The 19,875-nt window shown below is 70.7% G+C and carries 17 protein-coding genes and 1 tRNA gene; 7 read left to right on the top strand and 11 right to left on the bottom strand.

The window, feature by feature from the left end:
* Positions 1-77: 77 nt before the first annotated feature.
* The 7 genes from rho to GY24_RS09390 form a co-directional block, all read right to left on the bottom strand.
* On the bottom strand, positions 78-2,309 hold the full coding sequence (gene rho / locus GY24_RS09420; RefSeq protein WP_104475397.1) for a transcription termination factor Rho: 2,232 nt from the start codon (positions 2,307-2,309) through the stop codon (positions 78-80).
* A gap of 823 nt (positions 2,310-3,132) precedes the next feature.
* The gene (gene thrB, locus GY24_RS09415) at positions 3,133-4,101 is read right to left on the bottom strand and encodes a homoserine kinase (protein WP_104475411.1); all 969 of its coding nucleotides are present in this window, start codon (positions 4,099-4,101) and stop codon (positions 3,133-3,135) included.
* A gap of 8 nt (positions 4,102-4,109) precedes the next feature.
* On the bottom strand, positions 4,110-5,207 hold the full coding sequence (thrC, locus tag GY24_RS09410; protein WP_104475396.1) for a threonine synthase: 1,098 nt from the start codon (positions 5,205-5,207) through the stop codon (positions 4,110-4,112).
* Entirely contained in the window at positions 5,204-6,520 is a 1,317-nt protein-coding gene (locus GY24_RS09405; RefSeq protein ID WP_104475395.1) for a homoserine dehydrogenase, read from the bottom strand. Before GY24_RS09405 ends, thrC begins: the two co-directional genes overlap by 4 nt.
* A complete protein-coding gene (gene lysA, locus GY24_RS09400) occupies positions 6,517-7,947 on the bottom strand; it encodes a diaminopimelate decarboxylase (protein WP_104475394.1) in 1,431 nt (476 codons plus the stop codon). Before lysA ends, GY24_RS09405 begins: the two co-directional genes overlap by 4 nt.
* 178 nt (positions 7,948-8,125) lie before the next feature.
* Entirely contained in the window at positions 8,126-8,914 is a 789-nt protein-coding gene (locus tag GY24_RS09395) for an LmeA family phospholipid-binding protein (protein ID WP_104475393.1), read from the bottom strand.
* 2 nt (positions 8,915-8,916) lie between these two features.
* On the bottom strand, positions 8,917-10,611 hold the full coding sequence (locus GY24_RS09390; RefSeq protein ID WP_104475392.1) for an arginine--tRNA ligase: 1,695 nt from the start codon (positions 10,609-10,611) through the stop codon (positions 8,917-8,919).
* A gap of 45 nt (positions 10,612-10,656) precedes the next feature.
* Between GY24_RS09390 and GY24_RS09385 the strand changes: the two genes are divergently transcribed.
* Both GY24_RS09385 and GY24_RS09380 read left to right on the top strand, forming a co-directional pair.
* Entirely contained in the window at positions 10,657-11,289 is a 633-nt protein-coding gene (locus GY24_RS09385) for a hypothetical protein (protein WP_133161155.1), read from the top strand.
* A 73-nt stretch (positions 11,290-11,362) separates the two neighbouring features.
* Positions 11,363-11,435: transfer RNA gene (locus tag GY24_RS09380), tRNA-Arg, on the top strand.
* Between the two features lie 79 nt (positions 11,436-11,514).
* On the opposite strand, the gene GY24_RS09375 is transcribed toward GY24_RS09380, so the two are convergent.
* Positions 11,515-11,991, bottom strand: a complete 477-nt coding sequence (locus GY24_RS09375; RefSeq protein WP_104475390.1) for a DUF2975 domain-containing protein — start codon at positions 11,989-11,991, stop codon at positions 11,515-11,517.
* A 268-nt stretch (positions 11,992-12,259) separates the two neighbouring features.
* Between GY24_RS09375 and GY24_RS09370 the strand changes: the two genes are divergently transcribed.
* Both GY24_RS09370 and GY24_RS09365 read left to right on the top strand, forming a co-directional pair.
* Complete coding sequence (locus GY24_RS09370) at positions 12,260-13,987, top strand: HNH endonuclease signature motif containing protein (RefSeq protein WP_104475389.1); 1,728 nt, start codon at positions 12,260-12,262, stop codon at positions 13,985-13,987.
* Between the two features lie 10 nt (positions 13,988-13,997).
* Positions 13,998-14,429: a PPOX class F420-dependent oxidoreductase gene (locus GY24_RS09365; RefSeq protein ID WP_104475388.1), complete on the top strand. Its 432-nt coding sequence runs from the start codon at positions 13,998-14,000 to the stop codon at positions 14,427-14,429.
* Here GY24_RS09365 and GY24_RS09360 read toward each other — a convergent pair.
* The 3 genes from GY24_RS09360 to paaI all read right to left on the bottom strand — a co-directional run bounded on the left by GY24_RS09360 (position 14,426) and on the right by paaI (position 16,733).
* Positions 14,426-14,761: a hypothetical protein gene (locus GY24_RS09360; protein ID WP_104475387.1), complete on the bottom strand. Its 336-nt coding sequence runs from the start codon at positions 14,759-14,761 to the stop codon at positions 14,426-14,428. The genes GY24_RS09365 and GY24_RS09360 overlap by 4 nt on opposite strands.
* A 136-nt stretch (positions 14,762-14,897) precedes the next feature.
* Positions 14,898-16,220, bottom strand: a complete 1,323-nt coding sequence (gene paaK / locus GY24_RS09355; RefSeq protein ID WP_104475386.1) for a phenylacetate--CoA ligase PaaK — start codon at positions 16,218-16,220, stop codon at positions 14,898-14,900.
* A 69-nt stretch (positions 16,221-16,289) separates the two neighbouring features.
* Positions 16,290-16,733: a hydroxyphenylacetyl-CoA thioesterase PaaI gene (gene paaI, locus GY24_RS09350; protein WP_104475410.1), complete on the bottom strand. Its 444-nt coding sequence runs from the start codon at positions 16,731-16,733 to the stop codon at positions 16,290-16,292.
* 231 nt (positions 16,734-16,964) lie between these two features.
* Between paaI and GY24_RS09345 the strand changes: the two genes are divergently transcribed.
* The 3 genes from GY24_RS09345 to GY24_RS09335 are packed head-to-tail and all read left to right on the top strand — an operon-like array spanning position 16,965 to position 19,767.
* Positions 16,965-18,149 (top strand): acetyl-CoA C-acyltransferase, encoded by a 1,185-nt coding sequence (locus tag GY24_RS09345; RefSeq protein WP_104475385.1) that lies wholly within the window; start codon positions 16,965-16,967, stop codon positions 18,147-18,149.
* Entirely contained in the window at positions 18,149-18,895 is a 747-nt protein-coding gene (locus GY24_RS09340; protein WP_233279290.1) for an enoyl-CoA hydratase/isomerase family protein, read from the top strand. The genes GY24_RS09345 and GY24_RS09340 overlap by 1 nt, the downstream gene beginning before the upstream one ends.
* On the top strand, positions 18,892-19,767 hold the full coding sequence (locus GY24_RS09335; protein WP_104475384.1) for a 3-hydroxyacyl-CoA dehydrogenase family protein: 876 nt from the start codon (positions 18,892-18,894) through the stop codon (positions 19,765-19,767). The genes GY24_RS09340 and GY24_RS09335 overlap by 4 nt, the downstream gene beginning before the upstream one ends.
* Positions 19,768-19,875: the final 108 nt, after the last annotated feature.

The following is a 19,875-nucleotide window of genomic DNA, read 5'->3' as shown; positions in this document are numbered from 1 at the left end:
CCTCGACGACAAGAACCCGCCTGCCCCGCGGATGCACGATCGTGCATCCGCGGGACCAGACGGGTTCTGACAGAGAGCTAGCGGTGGTCGTTCTCGTGACCGGCGGTGCCCGCCGGCATGGTCTTCTGCACCTGCATGAGGAACTCGACGTTGGACTGGGTCTCCTTGAGGCGCCCGAGGACGGCCTCGAGGGCCTGCTGCTGCTCGAGGCCGGCGAGGGCGCGGCGCAGCTTCCAGGTGATCTTGACCTCGTCGGCACTCATCAGCATCTCTTCGCGGCGGGTGCCGGATGCGTTGACGTCAACGGCCGGGAAGATGCGCTTGTCGGCGAGCTGGCGGGACAGGCGCAGCTCCATGTTGCCGGTGCCCTTGAACTCCTCGAAGATGACCTCGTCCATCTTGGAACCGGTCTCGATGAGCGCGGTGGCCAGGATGGTGAGCGAGCCACCGTTCTCGATGTTGCGGGCGGCACCGAAGAAGCGCTTCGGCGGGTACAGGGCTGCAGCGTCGACGCCGCCGGAGAGGATCCGGCCGGATGCCGGCGAGGCAAGGTTGTACGCGCGGCCGAGGCGGGTGATCGAGTCGAGCAGCACGACGACGTCGTGGCCGAGCTCGACGAGGCGCTTCGCGCGCTCGATGGCCAGCTCGGCGACCGTGGTGTGGTCTTCTGCCGGGCGGTCGAAGGTGGAGGCGATGACCTCACCCTTGACGGTGCGCTGCATGTCGGTGACCTCTTCGGGCCGCTCGTCGACCAGAACGACCATGAGGTGGACCTCGGGGTTGTTCTGCGCGATGGCGCTGGCGATCTGCTGCAGAACGATGGTCTTGCCGGCCTTCGGCGGAGCGACGATCAGGCCGCGCTGGCCCTTGCCGATCGGCGACACCAGGTCGATGATGCGCTGGGTGACCTTGCCGGACTCGGTCTCCAGGCGCAGGCGCTCCTGCGGGTAGAGCGGGGTCAGCTTCTGGAACTCCACGCGGGCCGCGGCCTCGTCGACGGTCTGGCCGTTGATCGAGTCGACCTTGACGATGGCGTTGTACTTCTGGCGGCCGCTCTGGTCGCCCTCGTGCGGCTGGCGGATGGCGCCGACGACGGCGTCACCCTTGCGCAGGTTGTACTTCTTGACCTGGCCGAGCGAGACGTAGACGTCGCTCGGGCCGGGCAGGTAGCCGCTGGTGCGCACGAAGGCGTAGTTGTCGAGGACATCGAGGATGCCGGCAACGGGAACGAGCACGTCGTCGTCGCTGATCTCGGGCTCGAAGTCGTCGTCGAGGCCGCCGCCGCGACGCTTGCGGTCACGGAAACGGCTGCGGCCGCTGCGGTCGCCGTCGAGGAGTTCGCGCTCGCCCCGGCCATCGCGCTCGCCACGGTTCTGCGCCTGCTGGGCGCCCTGGCCCTGCTCCTGCTGCTGGCCGCGCTGGTTGCGCTGGTTGCCCTGGCGCTCGCCCTGCTGGCGGTCGTTCTGCTGGCGCTCGCCCTGCTGACGCTCGCCCTGCTGACGCTCGCCCTGCTGGCCGTCGGCCTGCTCGCCGCCGTTCTGCTGCTTGTTGCGGTTGCGGTTGCGGTTGCGTCCCTGACGGGGCTCCTCGCTGGTGCCGGCCTCGGCGCTCTCGCCCTCGGCGGGCGCGGTGGCCTCTGCGGCCTCGCCCGAGTCGCCGTTCGCGGGGGCGTCGCCGCCGCGCGAGCTGCGGCGGCGGTTGCGGCCGCCCCGCTCGTTCTGTGCGGGCTTCTCGCTGGCGTCGCCCTCGGTGGCGCCGGCGACCGTGGTGTCGGCGGCCGTCGTGTCGGCGACGGCTGCGTCGGTGCCAGCGGCGTCGATCGGCGCGGCGGTCTTGCCCGCCTGGCCGGCCTTGTTCGTCTGGTTGGCCTTGTTCGCCTTGTTGGCTGCGACGGCGTCGAGCGCGGGGACGAGGCTGTCCAGGCCGGTGCCGGCCTCCACGTTGACGTGGCCTGCTGCTGCCGTCGCGCTGCTGGCACGGCGCGGTCCGCGCTTGGCGCGGGCGGGCTGCGCGGCAGGCGCCTCAGCGGGCGACTCGGCCGGTGCGGCTGCCGGGGCCTGAGCGGCCGCGGCCGGCGCGACGGGAGCGGCGTCGACGATGACGGCCTCCACTGCGGCGGCCGGGGCAGCGGATGCCGGGGCGGCCGTCGCTTCGGTCTCGGAGATCGCATCGATGAGCTCGCCCTTGCGGAGCTTGCCTGCACCGCTGATGCCCAGCTGGTTGGCCAGGGCCTGCAGCTCGGCAACGCGCAGCGCGTTCAGTTCGGTACGGGTGTGTGCGCCTGTGGCGCCGGTGTTGACATCAGTCACGGGGTCTTGGTCCTTCCGTCTGGCCCACAACGAGAGTGTGGTGCCAGGGAGCTGATCGTTCGAGCTTCTGAGAGCGAGTATCAAGGGAGATGACGCGCAGAGCAGTTGGCGCGAGCGAAAGCAAGATTTGCTAGAAATACACCGGGTTCTGGATTCGCCTGTGTGGCGCCGTTTACCGGGTGCTCTGCAACCCTAGCATCTCGGGCTGCGCGTTTCTCACACGCGGGCAACGGCGTGTCGCGAAGCGTCGCGAAAGGCGGCAGCCATTCCCCAGGCAACCTACAAAACGGCAACCGCTGCTCGTCGGCCTCCCCCCGCACGACCCGCTCCGCGCACGAGTCAACGAGTGCACCGGGTGCACCCGGCAACCGCCCGCCCTGCACCGTTGGCTTCGGTCGCAAGCTCCCTCGAGCCAACGTGAGGGTGCTCGTCGGCCTCCCCCCGCACGACCCGTTCCGCGCACGAGTCAACGAGTGCACCGGGTGCACCCGGCAACCGCCCGCCCTGCACCGCTGGCTTCGGTCGCAAGCTCCCTCGAGCCAACGTGAGGGTGCTCGCCGGCCCGAGGCGTCACGACCCGCTCCGCGCACGAGTCGCCGGGCTCTCGACAGCAGCAACCAGCGGCTGCTCCCGGCCGGCAACGCATCGACTACGCACAAGGTGCCCCAACCTGGCGCGGTTGGAGCGCTTTCCGCGTAGTCGATGGCGCAGGCGGGCGGCAGCTGGAACGCAGAGAGCGGATGCCGCGGCCTGTTGGCCGCGGCATCCGCTCGGATCTGCAGAATCTCGTGAAACGGAGTCGCAGGGTGACGGAGGGCTCGGTCTAGCTGACGCCGAGCACCGTTCCCTTCACGTCGACGGCGAGCATGAGCGCCTGCCACGGGGTCTCCGCGTGCTGGGCCACGAGCTCGGCCGCGATCAGGCGCTGGCTGGGGTCGCTCGCCAGCACCAGAATCGATGGACCGGCACCGGAGACCACGGCGGGCAGGCCCGCGTCCCGCAGCAGCGTGATGAGACGGTTCGTCTCCGGCATCGCCGCGGCGCGGTAGTTCTGGTGCAGTTTGTCTTCGGTGGCCGCGAGAAGCAGCTCAGGGCTCTGGATCAGGGAGGCGATCAGCAGGGCCGAGCGCGACACGTTGAACACGGCGTCCTCGTGCGGCACGGAGTCCGGCTGCAGGCTGCGCGCCAGCGCCGTGGACATCTCGGCCTCTGGCACGAACACGACGGGTGAGACGCCGCGGTGCACCATGAGCTTCTTGTGCTGCGGGCCGTCCGGGGTCACCCAGGCGATGGTGAGGCCGCCGAACAGGGCGGGCGCGACGTTGTCCGGGTGCCCCTCCATGTCGGTGGCGAGGGCCAGTGCGTCCACATCGCTCATCTCGGCGATGCCGGTGAGCAGGCCGCGGGCGGCGATGATGCCGGCCGAGATGGCGGCGCCGGAGGAGCCGAGGCCGCGCCCGTGCGGGATGGTGTTGTGCGCCTCGAGGCGAAGCCCCGGCAGCGCGTAGCCGTAGTGGGCGAGGCCGTGTGCGATGGCACGGACGACGAGGTGGGTCTCGTCGGTGGGCACCTCGCCGGCGCCGACTCCGTGCACCTCGACGTGGACGCCGGGGGTCGCGGATGCCGTCACGACGAGGTCGTCGTACTGGGCCAGTGCCAGGCCGAGGGTGTCGAAGCCGGGGCCGAGGTTCGCCGTGGTGGCGGGAACCTTGACCTCGACGCGGCGGCCGTCGATGAGAGCGCCGAGCTCACGCAGCGGGGTCACCGCTGCCGTGCTCCCGGCGCCGGGCATCACGCCGGTCACGCCTTGCCCAGTCCGAGGACGCTGGCGATCTCGGCGGTGTCGACGGGGACGACGGTCGGCTGCACGGTGCCGCCGTCTGCGGTCTGCAGGGCCCACTGCGGGTCCTTCAGGCCGTGGCCGGTGACGGTGAGCACGACGGTCGCGCCGGCGGGGACGTTGCCGGCGTCCGCCTGCTCGAGCAGGCCGGCCACGCTGATGGCGGAGGCGGGCTCGACGAAGATTCCGACCTCGGCGGCCAGGATGCGGTACGCCTCGAGGATGCGCTCGTCGGTGATGGCGCCGAAGTAGCCGTTGCTGACCTCGCGGGCGTTGAGGGCCATCTCCCACGATGCCGGGTTGCCGATGCGGATGGCGCTGGCGATCGTCTCGGGGTTCTTCACGACGTGGCCGAGCACGATGGGTGCGGAGCCGGCGGCCTGGAAGCCGAACATGCGGGGCAGCTTGGTGGTGGTGCCGCGCTCGAGGTCCTCGCTGTAGCCGCGGAAGTACGCCGAGTAGTTGCCGGCGTTGCCGACGGGCAGGAAGTGGAAGTCCGGCGCGTCGCCGAGAACCTCCGACACCTCGAATGCGGCCGTCTTCTGGCCCTCGATGCGGTCGTTGTTGACCGAGTTGACCAGGTGCACCGGGTAGTTGGCGGCGAGGTCGCGGGCGATGTCGAGGCAGTCGTCGAAGTTGCCCTGCACCTGCAGCAGCTGGCCGTTGTGCACGACCGCCTGGCTGAGCTTGCCCATGGCGATCTTGCCCTCCGGCACGAGCACGGCGGCGGTGATGCCGGCGTGGGCGGCGTAGGCGGCGGCCGAGGCGGAGGTGTTGCCGGTGGAGGCGCAGATGACGGCCTTGGCGCCGGCCTCGACGGCCTTGGAGATGGCCATCGTCATGCCGCGGTCCTTGAAGGAGCCGGTCGGGTTCATCCCCTCGAACTTGACCCACACCTTGGCACCGGTGCGCGCGGAGAGCGCGGGGGCCGGGATGAGCGGGGTCCCGCCCTCGCCCAGGGTGATGATGGGGGTGGCGTCCGTCACATTCAGGCGGTCCGCGTATTCACGCAGGACGCCGCGCCATTGCCGTGAAGTGGGGCTGGGCTGGGCGTTCATGGTCGCTGGGCTCCTTCAACTCTGATGACGGATGCGACGGATGTCACAACACTGTTTGACGACAGGGCGTCGACCGTGGCCGCGAGCGCGGCCTCGGGGGCTTGGTGGGTCCCGATCACAAGGGTAGCCGTGCCGGCGTCGCCCTGGATCGACTGCTCGACGAGCTCGACCGATACGCCGTTCTCGGCGAAGACGTTGGCGATGGCGGCCAGGACGCCGGGCTCGTCGGTGACCTCGAGGGTGACCGAGTAGCGGGTGCTCACGCTGCTGATGTCGAGGATCGGCAGCTCGGAGTGGGTGGACTCGCCGAGGCCGGGGCCGCCGGCGACGTGCCTGCGGCCGAGCGAGACGAGGTCGCCGAGCACGGCGGATGCCGTCTCCACTCCCCCGGCTCCCGCGCCGTAGAACATCAGGCTGCCGGCGGACTCCGCCTCGACGAAGACGGCGTTGTTCGCGCCGCGGACGGCGGCCAGCGGGTGGTCGCGCGGAACCATGGCGGGGTGCACGCGGGCGGAGACGCCCTCGACGCCGGTGGCGGGGTCGGTGACGCGCTCGCAGACGGCGAGCAGCTTGACGACGTAGCCGGCCTTCTGGGCGGAGGCGATCTGCTCGGCCGTGATCCCGGTGATGCCCTCGCGGTAGACGGAGTCGATCGGCACCGAGGTGTGGAAGGCGAGTCCGGCCAGGATGGCGGCCTTCTGGGCGGCGTCGTAGCCGCCGATGTCGGCGGTCGGGTCTGCCTCTGCGTAGCCGAGCGCCGTCGCCGTGGCGAGGGCGTCCTCCAGCGTGGCGCCGGTCGAGTCCATCTGGTCGAGGATGAAGTTCGTGGTGCCGTTGACGATGCCGAGGATACGCAGCACGGTGTCGCCGGCGAGGCTGTCGCGCAGCGGCCGGATGATCGGGATGGCGCCGCCGACGGCCGCCTCGTAGTTGAGCTGCGCGCCGACCTGCTCGGCCAGGGCGAAGAGCTCCGGGCCGTGGGTGGCGATCAGGGCCTTGTTGGCGGTGACGACGTCGGCGCCGGATCCGAGCGCCTGCAGGATGAGGGTGCGGGCCGGCTCGATGCCGCCCATCAGCTCGATCACGACGTCAGCGCCGAGGATGAGGGATTCGGCATCCGTGGTGAACAGCTCGCGGGGCAGGTCGACGGTGCGCTCGGCGTTGACGTCGCGCACGGCGATGCCGATCAGCTCGAGCTTGGCGCCGACGCGGAGGGCGAGCTCCTCCTGCTCCTCGAGCAGGAGGCGGGCGACCTGGGCGCCGACGGACCCGCCGCCCAGCAGGGCGACGCGGAGGGAGCGGTAGGCGATCATCGTGCGGTCTCCTGAACGGTTGAGCCGGCTGCGCCCAGGTCGCGGGCGAGCAGGTCGGCCTCGGTCTCGCCGCGGACGATGAGGCGGGCTGCGCCGGCCTTGACGGCCACGACGGGCGGGCGGGTGAGGTAGTTGTAGTTATTGGAGAGCGAGAAGCAGTAGGCGCCGGTCGCGGCGACGGCGAGCAGGTCGCCCGGGGTGACGTCGCTCGGCAGGTAATCGGCGTCCACGACGATGTCGCCGGACTCGCAGTGCTTGCCGGCGACCCGCACCAGGCGCACGGGCGCCTCGGAGGCACGGTTGGCCACGCGCACCGTGTAGTCGGCGCCGTAGAGGGCGGGGCGGGCGTTGTCGCTCATGCCGCCGTCGACGCTCACGTAGAGGCGGGTGTTGTCGGCGTCGGCGCCGCCGGCATCCGGGACGCTGACCTGCTTGGTCGTGCCGACCTCGTACAGGGTGACGCCGGCGTTGCCGACGATGGAGCGGCCGGGCTCGATGGCGATGTGCGGCACGGGGATGCCGAGGCGGGCGCACTGCTCGCCGACGGCGGCGGCCATGCCGCGGGCGATGTCCTCGATGGCGGCTGGACTGTCTGCCTCGGTGTAGGCGATGCCGAAGCCGCCGCCGAGGTTGAGCTCGGGAACGGGCCCGCCGGCGAGCAGTTCGGCCTGCAGGGTGAGCAGTCGCGCGGCGGACTCGGCGAAGCCGGCCGCGTCGAAGATCTGCGAGCCGATGTGGCAGTGTAGGCCGCGGAAGTCGAGGCTGTCGTGGGCGCGGATGGCGGCGACGACGGCGGGGGCGTCGGCGAGCGTGATGCCGAACTTCTGGTCCTCGTGCGCGGTGGCCAGGAACTCGTGGGTGTGGGCGTGCACGCCGCTGTTCACGCGGAGGCGCACCGCCTGCACCCGGCCGAGCCGCGCGGCGGCCGCGGCCACCCGCTCGATCTCGATCGAGCTGTCGATGACGATGGTGCCGAGGCCGAGGGCGACGGCGCGGTCGATCTCGGCGACGGACTTGTTGTTGCCGTGGAAGCCGAGCTCGGATGCCGGGGCGCCGCCGGCGAGGGCGACGGCGAGCTCTCCCCCGCTGCAGATGTCGACGCGGAGACCGGCGTCGCGCACCCAGCCGACGACCGCCGTGCTGAGGAACGCCTTGCCGGCGTAATAAACGGAAACAGTGGTCCCGATGGCGGCGAAGGCCGCCTCGAAGGTCTCGCGCATCTGGATGGCGCGGGAGCGCACGTCCTCCTCGTCGAAGACGTAGAGCGGGGTGCCGAATTCGGCGGCCAGCGCACGCGCCGGGACACCGGCGATGCTGATCTCACCGGCATCCGTGCGCTCGGCATGTGCCGGCCAGATGGCCGGGTTCAGGGCGTTTGGCTGGACTGGAACGGCCAGCCAGTCGGGGGCGAGGGCAAAATTGGCCACGGTGAGGACCTCACGGAGAGAACGAGTGGGAGTCACACTGCGTGGCGAGCGAACCCGGATTGGTCCCTGAAGCCAGCAAACAGAGGTCGCCGCCTGCCGCAGGTGAGCGGCGGGGCGAGGTACGGCAAATACTAGCGAGAACCGGGCGGGGCCTGCCAATCGGCCGCACGCTGGGCGGCTACGGCGCGCAGCTGCCCAGCGTGCCGAGGGTGTCGTCGTTGAGCACCAGGTCGTGCGCCTCGAGGCGCACGGTCGCGCTGCCGGGCACGACGTCGATGCTGCTGACCTGGATGCCGACCGGCAGGTACTGCGCGGTGCAGACGCTGATCGGCTCGGAGCCGACGATCAGGTCGACGAGCCTGCCGACGTCGAGGCTGCCGCCGCCGGCCGTGACCTCGGCGCCGGTCGGGGTGACGAGCACGCTGTCGCCGGCCGCCTGCAGCTCGCCGGTCACCCGGTAGCCCACGGAGAAGCCGAAGAAGCTGGCCTCGGCCGCGTAGCTGAGCTCGCCGGAGCCGAGCTGCACGGCCGCGTTCGGGGCGGTGCGCTCCACCAGGCTGTTCAGCGCGTCCTCGCTGAGCGTGACCGTTCCGGTCAGCGTGTCGACGGGCTGGGTGGTGTCGACGGGGAAGCCGTTGGCCTGCAGCGTGACGTCGGCGGGGATGCCGTCGATGACGGCATCCGGGGCCGAGACCGTGACGTCTTCGAAGCGGCCGCCCAGGTACTGCGCGATCACGCTGGTGCCGCCGATGTGCACGCTCGGGCTGGCGACGACGCCGTGCGGCAGTTGCGCGACGATCTCCTCGGCGACGCGGCGCTCGGCCACGCCGCGGGCGATGCCGTCGGCGATGAAGAACACCGCGACGAGCACGCCGAGGCCGATCAGAACGCTGAGCACGATCGTGAGCGGATTCCGGCGCTTTCTCGCCCCGGTTCCGGCCTCTGTCGCGCCCAGCGCCTCCGACATGACTACATCCGCTCCGGTGCGCTGACGCCCAGCAGGGCGAGGCCGTTCCGGATGACCTGGCCGGTCGCGTCGTTCACCCAGAGGCGGGTGCGGTGCACATCGCCGACCGGCTCCTCGCCGAGCGGGGTGACGCGGCAGCTGTCGTACCAGCGGTGGTACAGGCCGGCGAGCTCCTCGAGGTAGCGCGCGACGCGGTGCGGCTCGCGCAGCGTGGCCGCCTGGGCGACGATGCGCGGGAACTCCTGCAGGCCGCCGAGCAGAGCGGACTCGCTCTCGTGGTCGAGCAGTTCGGGGGCGAACACGCTGCGGTCGACGCCGGCGGCCAGCGCGTTGCGGGCGACACCCGTGGTGCGGGCGTGCACGTACTGCACGTAGAAGACGGGGTTGTCGTTGGTGCGGCGCTGCAGGATCTCCGGGTCGATGGTCAGCGGGGAGTCCGCCGGGTAGCGGCCGAGCGTGTAGCGCAGCGCGTCGGTGCCGAGCCAGGCCTGCAGGTCGTCGAGCTCGATGATGTTGCCCGCGCGCTTGGAGAGCTTGGCGCCGTTGATGCTGACCAGCTGGCCGATGAGCACCTCGACGTCCTTCTCCGGGTCGTCGCCTGCGGCGCCGGCGAGGGCCTTGAGGCGGTGCACGTAGCCGTGGTGGTCGGCGCCGAGCAGGTAGATCTTGTGCTGGAAGCCGCGGTCGCCCTTGTTGAGGTAGTAGGCGGCATCCGCGGCGAAGTAGGTGTAGATGCCGTTGCCGCGGCGGATGACGCGATCCTTGTCGTCGCCGAAGTCGGTGGTGCGCACCCAGACGGCGTCGTCCTCGTCGTAGACGTGGCCCTGGGCGCGCAGGCGCTCCACGGCGGTGTCGATGTCGGAGACGCCGTCCTCGCCGGGGGCGTGCAGGGTGCGCTCGCTGGTCCACACGTCGAAGTGCACGTTGAAGCGGTCGAGCGAGGCCTTGATCTCGGCGAGCTGCAGCTCGTAGGCGATCTCGGTGGCGGTGTGCAGCGCGATGGCGTCATCGAGCTCGAGCAGCTTGGGCTCGCGGGCGAGCACCTGCTCGGCGAGCGTCGCGATGTAGGCGCCGGGGTAGCCGCCCTCCGGGGTGGGCTCGCCCTTCGCGGCGGCCAGCACGGATGCGCCGAAGTTCTGCATCTGGTTGCCGGCGTCGTTGATGTAGTACTCGTTGGCGACGGTGGCACCGGCGGCGCGGAGCACCCGGCCGATGGAGTCGCCGAGCGCGGCCCAGCGGGTGTGGCCGATGTGCAGCGGGCCGGTCGGGTTGGCCGAGACGAACTCGAGGTTGATGGTGCTGCCGGCGAGCGAGTCGCTCGTGCCGTAGGCCTCGCCGGCCTCGACGATGGCCCGGGCCAGCGCGCCGGCTGCGGCCGCGTCGATGCGGAAGTTGATGAAGCCGGGCCCGGCAACCTCGGCGCTGGCGATACCGTCGATGCCCGCGGCGGCGGCGGCGATCTCGGTGGCGAGCTCGCGCGGGTTGGCGCCGAGCGGCTTGGCCAGCTTCATGGCGATGTTGGATGCCCAGTCGCCGTGGTCGCGGTTCTTCGGGCGCTCCAGGACGACGTCGGCGGCGGTGATCACGGGCGCTGCGGCATCCGGGGCGTCATTCTCGCCCTCGCGCGCCGTTCGTCGGCCGTCGACGATGCTCTGAACGATGCCGGCGAGGGAGTGGGAGAGTTCTGCGGGAGTCACGAGCCCCAATCTTACCCGGGCGGCCCGATTGCTAGAGTCGCGTACATGCCTGTTGTTCCTGCCCCCGCGTTGCGCGCGCGCTCGCGCTCCCTCCTCCTCGTTGGATCCCTCGCCGCGGTTGCCGTGTTCGGCCTCGCCGGCTGCTCGGCGGAGCCGACCCCGGAGGCGACACCGGGCGGGACCGCGACGGCGGCCCCGACGGACGCCGCGACGGACGAGCCGACGGCGGAGCCGACGCCGAGCATCGAGCCGGGCACGCCCATCACGATCGACTGCGAGACGTTGCTCACCCCGCAGGACATCTACGACTTCAACCCGAACGTCAGCACCGACCCGGGCTTCGAGCCGGCCGAGGGCTCGCTGGCCGCCCTCGCGTTGGCCGACAACGGCATCGCCTGCGGCTACCTGCACCAGACCAGCAACGAGCTGATGAACTTCGCCCTGTCGCAGCCGAGCCCGGAGCAGCTGACGCTGGCCCTGAACGCGGCGGCAGCCTCCAGCACGCCGGTGCCGACCTATGGCACCCCGCCCGCGGTGAACGGCTTCTTCGACCCGAAGAGCGGCGAGGTGCAGGTCTTCACGCCGACGTACTGGCTGAGCGCCACCTCGACGATGTTCTTCGAGCCGGGCGACGCGCAGACGCTCGTGAACGCGGCGCTCTCGCACCTGCCGGAGTAGCGCAGCCCGCTCCGGCCGCCGTCGCAGCCCGTGGTCTTTCGACGCGGTCGGAATGCGGTAATCTCGTTCAAGCGCCTCCGTAGCTCAGGGGATAGAGCGCCGGTTTCCGGTACCGAAGGTCGGGGGTTCGAATCCCTCCGGGGGCACAGCAGCAACAACGGGTGAAGCCCCGGCCAGTGGCCGGGGCTTCACCCGTTTCTGCGTTCGGACGTGGTGCGATCGGCGTCAGACGGCCGCCACCACGTCGCGCTGCAGCGCGCCCGCGTTCCGCACGCGCTCCCGCATCGCAATCGCCCCGACCGTCAGCCCGCTCCCGCCGAGGACCCCGAGCACGATGATGATCATCGCCGCGGGCGGCATCGACTGGGCGGCAGTGAGGATCGCGAAGGCGACCAGGAACAGCACAACGGCCGCAACGCCGCTGCCGATGAGGGCGTTCAGGGGCCAGGATGCCGCTGGCTGAAGCATTCCGCCGTGCCGCAGCAGGGACAGGAGCCTCCACGCCGCGAGAAGCGCCACCTGCGCGCACACGACGATCGCCACGCAGCCGATGATGCCCGGCATCCGCAGCGGTTCGGCCTCCGGGAACACCATGACGGTGTCCAGAGCAAGCCGTGGGATCAGGACGACCTGGGCGAGGACGGAGACGGCGAGGAGAACGACGAGCACAACTCGTGCCCCCGCACGTGTTGCTGCGTGCATGACGATCCCCCGCTTCTCGGCGTCCGGTCTTCGATATCCGGCCTGCGGGCGACCATATGGGCAACGGGCCGGGCCGTCAATGGCTAGGGCTGCCGCCGGGCGCTCACCGCTGTCTGGGGCCGGAGGGCGTTCGGCTGCTTGTCGTCCTTCGGCGCCGCGTCCGAGCGACTACCTGGCACCTGTTGTGCACAGTGCACCCGTTGTTGAAACTTGTCCACATCAGGGCTTTTCCCCGAGCACTGCGGCAGTGCGTCGGTAAAATTGGGGCATGCAGGATCGGTCCCCGGCAATCTCACCAGCGGCGCAGCTCATCGAGAGCTGCGAGCAGACGACGGTGCGCCTGACCGCCGCCAGCTACGACGCGCTGGGCGACTCAGCGCTCCTCGCGACGATAGGGGCTCTCTCCCAGCATGCGTCCACGCTGCAGCGGCAGATCGCGCTGGCATCGGCATCGCTTGCCCGCCGCTCGGGCCGGGAGTATGGGCAGGCGGGTCTGGCCAACCGGATGGGGCACACCAGCCCGAACGCGCTGCTGCAGAGGATCACCGGCGGCTCCCGCACGGAGGTGGCGACTCTGTTGAACACCGGCCTGATGCTGGCGCAGACGGAGGCGGCCGATGAAGAGACCCGTTTGCGGCATGAGGCCGGTCTCCCGGACGGCGAGCCACTGCCCGGTCTGGGCGGGGCGGGGCCCGCGGAGGGGGCGGGCTTCCCCGCTTCGGCCGCCGCGAGACCGTGGTTCGGCCCGATCAGCGATGCTGTCGCATCCGGCCTGTTCAGCCTCGGTGTCGGCGATGCGATCCGCGGCGGGTTGCGCGCAGGGCCGGACGGGCGACTTCTCCTCACCGAGGCGCTGCGCGGGCCGCTCGGGGCAGGGGGTGCCGCATCCGCAGCCGACGGAGCGCGCGTCGAGCCGGCCGAGGCCCGAGCCGCCCGTGAGGAGGCCCTGGTCGCCGCGGTTTGCGCAGTGCTGCCCGAGCTCATTCGGGAGTGCGCACGCCTGACCCCGGAGCTGGCGTTCAAGGAGGCACGGGCCGCGCGTGATCGAGCTGATGCGGCCGGCGTCCTCGCGCGCTCGGAGCAGATGCGGCGGCAGCAATACTTCAGGGCATGGGAGCGACCGGACGGCATGGTCGCCGGGTCCTTCCTGCTGGAGCCGGAAAACGGCGCCCTCGTGATCGCGGTCAAAGATCGGTTGCGCCATCCACGGAGGGCCGGGGTGAAGTTCCGCTCTCAAGTGGACACCGTCGCCGCCCGCGCCGCCCGGGGCGACCTGCGTGAGGTCGATGAGTTCACGGCTGATGGCTTCGTCGACCTGCTCCGGGCCGGCGTCAGCGTCGACCCCGACAAGATTCTCGATGATCATCGCCCGTGCGTCACCCTGCACGTGCAGCAGGAATCCCTCACCCGGGGCACCGACGGAGCGGGGGTGGGTTTCGGGATCATCGAGTCCAGCAATGAGGCAGTGCCCCGCGAGGCCGTCGAACGCGAGATCTGCGCCGGAGGCTCCATCGCCGTGCTGTTCAACGAGCAGGGGCAACCGCTCAACCTCGGTCGGGAGACCCGCCTGTTCACGAGGCGGCAACGGATCGCCCTGGCCGCACGCGACGGCGGATGCATGGCCGAGGGCTGCGACAGACCGGTCTCCTGGACCGAGGCCCACCACATCAAGCACTGGCAGCGCGACAACGGCCGAACAGACATTGACGACGGCATCCTGCTCTGCCGTTACCACCACCTGCTGTTCCACAATCAGGGTTGGGAGGTCATCCACGACGGTGCGGGGCACCTGCTCATCCCGCCGCGCAGCGTCGACCCGGATCAGACGCCCCGGCGCTTGACATCCAAATCGGGGCTGCGGCGCAGACCGCCGGTACAACTCCCCGACCGGCTCGCGCGCCCCAGGACAGCGGGCGATTCCGTCGCGAAGGCGGCGGCAGGCGCCACCCCCGCGACGGCCGGGCACCGCACCGAAACGCTGATTCCGGGCCCGTAGAGTGGGTCGCATGTCGACTTCCCCACTCTCCGCGCTGGCCGCCGAGAGCTATGTGCTCCTGACCACGTTTCGACAGAGCGGCGAGGCCGTCTCGACGCCTGTCTGGATCGCGGAGAGCCCCGACGGCCAGGTGCTGGTGACGACAGGCACAAACTCGGGCAAGGTGAAGCGGATCCGCAACAACCCGCGGATAGAGCTCGTCGCCTGTGACGCCCGCGGCGGCATCCGTGGGGATTCCGCGCCCGTGCAGGCGCGCGCAGTGATCGTGTCGGACGCCGACACGCGCGTCGTCACCGACGCTGCGCTGAAGGCAAAATATGGCATCCAGTTCACGGCCATCCGCCTGGCGAACAAGTTCAGCTCGAAGAAGTCGGGCAGCGTCGCCCTGCGCCTCTCGGCGGTCACGGCCGACGAGGGGGCCAGGCAGCCTGCCGGCTCCTAGATGAACACGAACAGCTGGCCGAGCACCAGGATGAGGATGACGAACACCGCGACGATGGCCCCGGCGATGGTCAGGGTCTTGGCACTCAGCTTGGCGACGCCGAAGCCCACGAGAAACGGCAGCGCCACGATCATGGCCACCAGCACCCACCAGAACAGCGTGTAGCCGAACTGCGAGGCTTCCTCCAGCCGCCCGCCGAAGAGCGCCTGCGTTGCGGGATGGGTGGCGAACGACAGCGCAGCGGACAGCGGGAAGGCGACCAGCGCCAGGGTGATAATGCCGGCGAAGGCCCCCCAGAGCCCCGACTTGCTGGTGTGAACGGTGCTGCTCATGAACGCTTCCCTCCGCTTGCCCGACAGTGCCCGTGCACGAGGGACGCTGCATGCGGCCCCCTGCTGCCCGGCAGTCTAGTGGCGCGATCGCGCGCGTGGCGAGACTCCCGGGGCGCGCCGCACGCGCCGTGCTCCGCTACTGCCGGTGGTCGTAGACGCGCTTGAGCTTGCCGCCGGAGCGCTCCAGGCTCCCCGGGGCGGCGAGGTGCACCTCGACCGTCGTGCCGACGCGCACCTTCACCTCGCGCACGAGGGCGGCGACGGCACGCTCCCCGTCCGCGGCGCTGAGGCCGCTGGTCGGCTCGACGTGCACCGTCATCCGGTCCAGGTGTCCGACGCGGGTCAGCTCCAGCTCGAAGTGCGGCGAGAGGCCGTCGATGGCGAGCGCGATCTCCTCGATCTGGCTCGGGAAGAGGTTGACGCCGCGCAACACGATCATGTCGTCGTTGCGCCCCGTGATCTTCTCGATCCGGCGCATGCCCGGCCGGGCGGTGCCCGGCAGGAGCGTGGTGATGTCGTGGGTGCGGTAGCGGATGACCGGGAGCGCCTGCTTGCGGAGGGTGGTGAAGACGAGCTCCCCCTGCCGGCCGTCCGGCAGCGCGTGCCCCGTCTCGGAGTCGATCACCTCCGGACGGAACTGGTCCTCCCAGATGTGCGGGCCGTCCTTGGACTCGATGCACTCGCTGCCGACGCCCGGCCCCATCACCTCGCTGAGGCCGTAGATGTCCAGCGCATCGATGCCGAGGCTGCCCTCGATCATGGAGCGCATCTCATTGGTCCACGGCTCGGCGCCGAGCACGGCCACCGCCAGGGAGGAGTCCCGCGGGTCCATGCCACTCGCCGCCAGGGCGTCGATGATGGTCAGCAGGTAGGTCGGAGTGCAGAGGATCGCGTCCGGCTCGAAGTCGCGGATCAACTGCACCTGCTTGGCCGTGTTGCCCCCGGACATCGGCACCACGGTGCAGCCGAGCCGCTCGATGCCGGTGTGGGCGCCGAGTCCCCCGGTGAAGAGGCCGTAGCCGTAGGCGTTGTGCACCATCTGCCCCGGGCGGATGCCGGCTGCACGCAGCGACCGCGCGACGAGCTGCCCCCAGTCATCCAGGTCGGCCTTCGTGTAGCCGACCACGGTCGGCTGCCCGGTGGTGCCGGATGACGCGTGGATGCGGGCGACCTCGGCCCGCGGCACCGCCAGCATGCCGAACGGGTAGTTCTGCCGGAGGTCTTCCTTCGTCGTGAAGGGGAGCTTCTCGAGGTCGCTGAGCTCGCGGATGTCGTCGGGGTGCACGCCGACCTCGTCGTACTTCCGGGTGTAGAACGGCACGTTGGCGTAGGCGTGGCGCACGGTGTCCTGGAGCCGGGCCAGTTGCAGGGCCTCCAGCTCGTCGCGCGACATCCGCTCCTCGGCGTCGAGCTCCTGCAGGGCGGGGGCGAAGGCCGGCGATTTCGACAGCTGTGTCATGGATGCTCCATTGCATTGTTCATGTGGGTGACGAGGGGTGCAGGCCCGGACAGCTCTGGGCTCGGGACGCTACGGCGTGCCGGTGCCGGGCACGGGGCCAGGCAGCCGCGTCGTGCGGCTGCGCCCGCGGAACTCCGCGACCACATGGCCGGCCTCATCGACCACCTGCACATCGTAGATGCCGCTGCGCCCCGCCCGGGTGCGGCGTAGCGCGGTCGCGGTCAGCTCCTGCCCGACCCGGACCGGTCGGAGGAAGGAGATCTCGGCGCCGGCGGCGAGGGTGACCTCGTCGGTCTCGTTGCAGGCGACGGCGAAGGCCGTGTCCGCGAGCGAGAAGATGAGCCCACCATGCATGACGTCGAACCCGTTCAGCATGTCGTCGCGAACGACCATGGTGATGACGGCGTGGCCCGGTTCGTCGACCGCGAGGCGCATTCCCAGCGTGACCGCAACGCGGTCGCGCAGCAGCATGGGCCGGAGTCCGCCTTCTGGAGCCGCGCGAACATCGTCCATGCTCTCGATCGCCATCCTCACCCGTCCTGTTCGCGTCGCAGGAATCACTCCCCGCCAACTGAACGTACAGTAAGCGAGCAACCCGAGCAACACAATTTCGGACGCTTCCCCCACCTCCGGTGCCAATATTGACGCAGCGCGCAGCACATGACATCGTTTACAGAACGAACGGTCAGTAAGTCCGGTTCTCGAGCGCGAGTCCGTGGGAACTGCATGCAAGGTAACGGAGCCATGGCAGAAGCATTTGTAGTTGGCGGAGTTCGAACTCCCATCGGCAGGTACGGCGGCGCCCTCGCAGGGGTGCGCCCAGACGACCTCGCCGGGATCGTGGTCCGCGAGCTCGTCTCCCGCACGGGCATCGACCCTGCCGTCATCGACGACATCATCTTCGGCGCCGCGAACCAGGCGGGCGAAGACAACCGCAACGTCGCCAGAATGGCCGCGCTGCTGGCCGGCCTGCCCGAGACGGTGCCCGGCATCACGGTCAACCGACTCTGCGCATCCGGGCTCTCGGCCGTGCACCTCGCCACCAGCATGGTCAAGTCGGGTGAGGCCGACGTGGTGATCGCCGGCGGCGTCGAGTCCATGACACGCGCACCCTGGGTGCTCGCCAAACCGGAGAAGGCATTCGGCCGGCCAGGGGAGCTGGCAGACACCTCGATCGGCTGGCGCTTCACCAACCCCGACTTCGGCAAGCGCGACGGCTTCACGATGAGCATGCCGGAGACGGCCGAGCACGTCGGCGCCCTCGAAGGAGTCAGCCGGGCCGAGGCGGATGCCTTCGCCCTGCGCTCGCACCAGCGCGCCCTGGCGGCGATTCAGGCCGGCCGGTTCGCCTCGGAGATCGTCGGAGTGCCCACGAAGAGCGGTGATGTCACCGTCGATGAGGGCCCCCGGGCCGACAGCTCACTCGAACGGCTCGCCGGCCTGCGGCCCGTGGTGCAGGGCGGCAGCATCGTCACGGCGGGCAACGCCTCCTCGCTCAACGACGGCTCGGCCGCCGTGCTCATCGTCAGCGAGGACGCGATCGCCCGCTACGGCCTGGTGCCGCGTGCCCGGGTGCTCGGCGGCGCGTCCGCCGGAGTGCTGCCGGAGGTGATGGGGCTCGGGCCCGTGCCGGCCACCCGCAAGCTCTTCGCCCGCCTCGGCCTCAGCGCCGGCGAGCTGGCCGCGGTCGAGCTGAACGAGGCGTTCGCCACTCAGGCGCTCGCGTGCATGCGGCAGCTGGGCCTCGACGAGGAGATCGTCAACGCCGACGGCGGGGCGATCGCGCTCGGGCATCCGCTCGGCGCCTCCGGCACCCGCATCCTCACCACGCTGCTCGGCCGCCTCGAGCGCGCAGGCGGAGGAACCGGGCTCGCGACGATGTGCGTCGGCGTCGGCCAGGGCGCAGCCCTCGCCGTGGAGACGGTGTGATGACCGCCAGCACACTCCGCATCATGGCCGAACGCCCCGACCGGCTGCACGTCGCGCTCAACCGGCCCGCCGTGCGCAACGCGATCGATGCGGCAATGGTCGACGAGCTGCACACCGTGTGCGCCCAGCTCGAGGCCGTCCCGCGGATCCTCATTCTCAGCGGCGACGGCGGCGTCTTCGCGTCTGGTGCCGACATCGCCGAACTGCGCGACCGGCGCCGGGAGGATGCCCTGGCCGGCATCAACTCCCGGCTCTTCGGCCGCATCGCCGCCCTGCCGATGCCCGTCATCGCGGCCATCGACGGCTGGGCGCTCGGCGGCGGCGCCGAGCTCGCCTACGCGGCGGACTTCCGCATCGCCAGCACGAGCGCACGCATCGGTAACCCAGAGACATCCCTCGGCATCCTGGCGGCGGCCGGCGCCAGCTGGCGCCTCGCCGAGCTCGTGGGCGAGCCCGTCGCGAAGGAGATCCTGCTCGCCGGCCGGGTGCTGAACGCCGAGGATGCGCTCGCGCTGCGCCTGGTCACCGAGGTGCACGAGCCGGAACAGCTGGAGGCGGCGGCCCATGCGCTCGCCGACCGCATTGCGAAACAGGATCCCCTCGCGGTGCAGGCCACGAAACGCGTGTTCCACGCACCGCGCGCGGCCCACCCCGCCGTGGACGAGCAGGCCCAGTCGGTGCTGTTCGAATCGCCGGCGAAGTTCGAGCGGATGGACGCCTTCCTGGCGAAACGGAAGAAGAAATGACAGAGACTGTGAACGTCCCAACCGGCGTGCCCCGCGTCGTCGGCATCGCCGGCGGCGGCCGCATGGGCGTCGGCATCGCACACGCGTTCCTGCTGGCCGGCGCCTCCGTCAGGATCTTGGAGCGTGACTCCGACTCCGCCGCGCACGCGGCGCAGGCGTTGCGCTCCGTGATCGCGTCGAGCGTCGCCCGCCAGACGACGGCCGAGTCTGCGCACGCCCTCGAGGCGAGAACGGCAACGACGACGGATGCCGCAGACCTGGCCGCGGCGACGCTCGTGATCGAGGCCGTGCCCGAAGACGCGCAGCTGAAGGTCGAGGTGCTCACCCGCCTCGAGCGCGAGCTCTCGCCGCAGGCGTGGCTCGCCTCGAACACCTCCTCGCTCTCGATCGGCGAGTTGGCCACCGCACTCGCCCGGCCGGAACGCTTCTGCGGCCTGCACTTCTTCAACCCCGTGCCCGCGTCGAGCCTCGTCGAGATCGTGCGCGGCCCGGCCACGGCGCCCGCGCTGGTCGAGCAGGCGCTCGGCTGGGTCGCGGCGATCGGCAAGACGCCGATCACCGTGCAGGACTCCCCCGGCTTCGCCAGCTCCCGCCTCGGCGTCGTCATCGCGCTCGAAGCGATCCGCATGCTCGAAGACGGCGTCGCCTCGGCCGAGGACATCGACGCCGCAATGGTGCTCGGCTACAAGTTCCCCGTCGGCCCGCTGCGGCTGACCGACCTCGTCGGGCTCGACGTGCGCCTCGGAATCGCGGAGTACCTCGAGAGCCGGCTCGGCGCACGCTTCGAGGTGCCAGCCCTCCTGCGGGAGAAGGTCGCCGCGGGCAAGCTCGGCCGCAAGAGCGGTGAGGGCTTCTTCACCTGGGCCGACTGACCCGGCATCCCGCATCGAATGCACCAGCACCGGCACCAGCACCATCACCGGCACCGACACCGACACCGACACCGACCACACCAACACTGCACGAACCAGCACCGCGAA

Source organism: Microterricola pindariensis (genome assembly GCF_002936985.1).
GTDB classification, from domain to species: domain Bacteria; phylum Actinomycetota; class Actinomycetes; order Actinomycetales; family Microbacteriaceae; genus Microterricola; species Microterricola pindariensis.
Note: the sequence above shows the minus strand (reverse complement) of the source record. Positions and strands in the feature narration are given on the sequence as shown.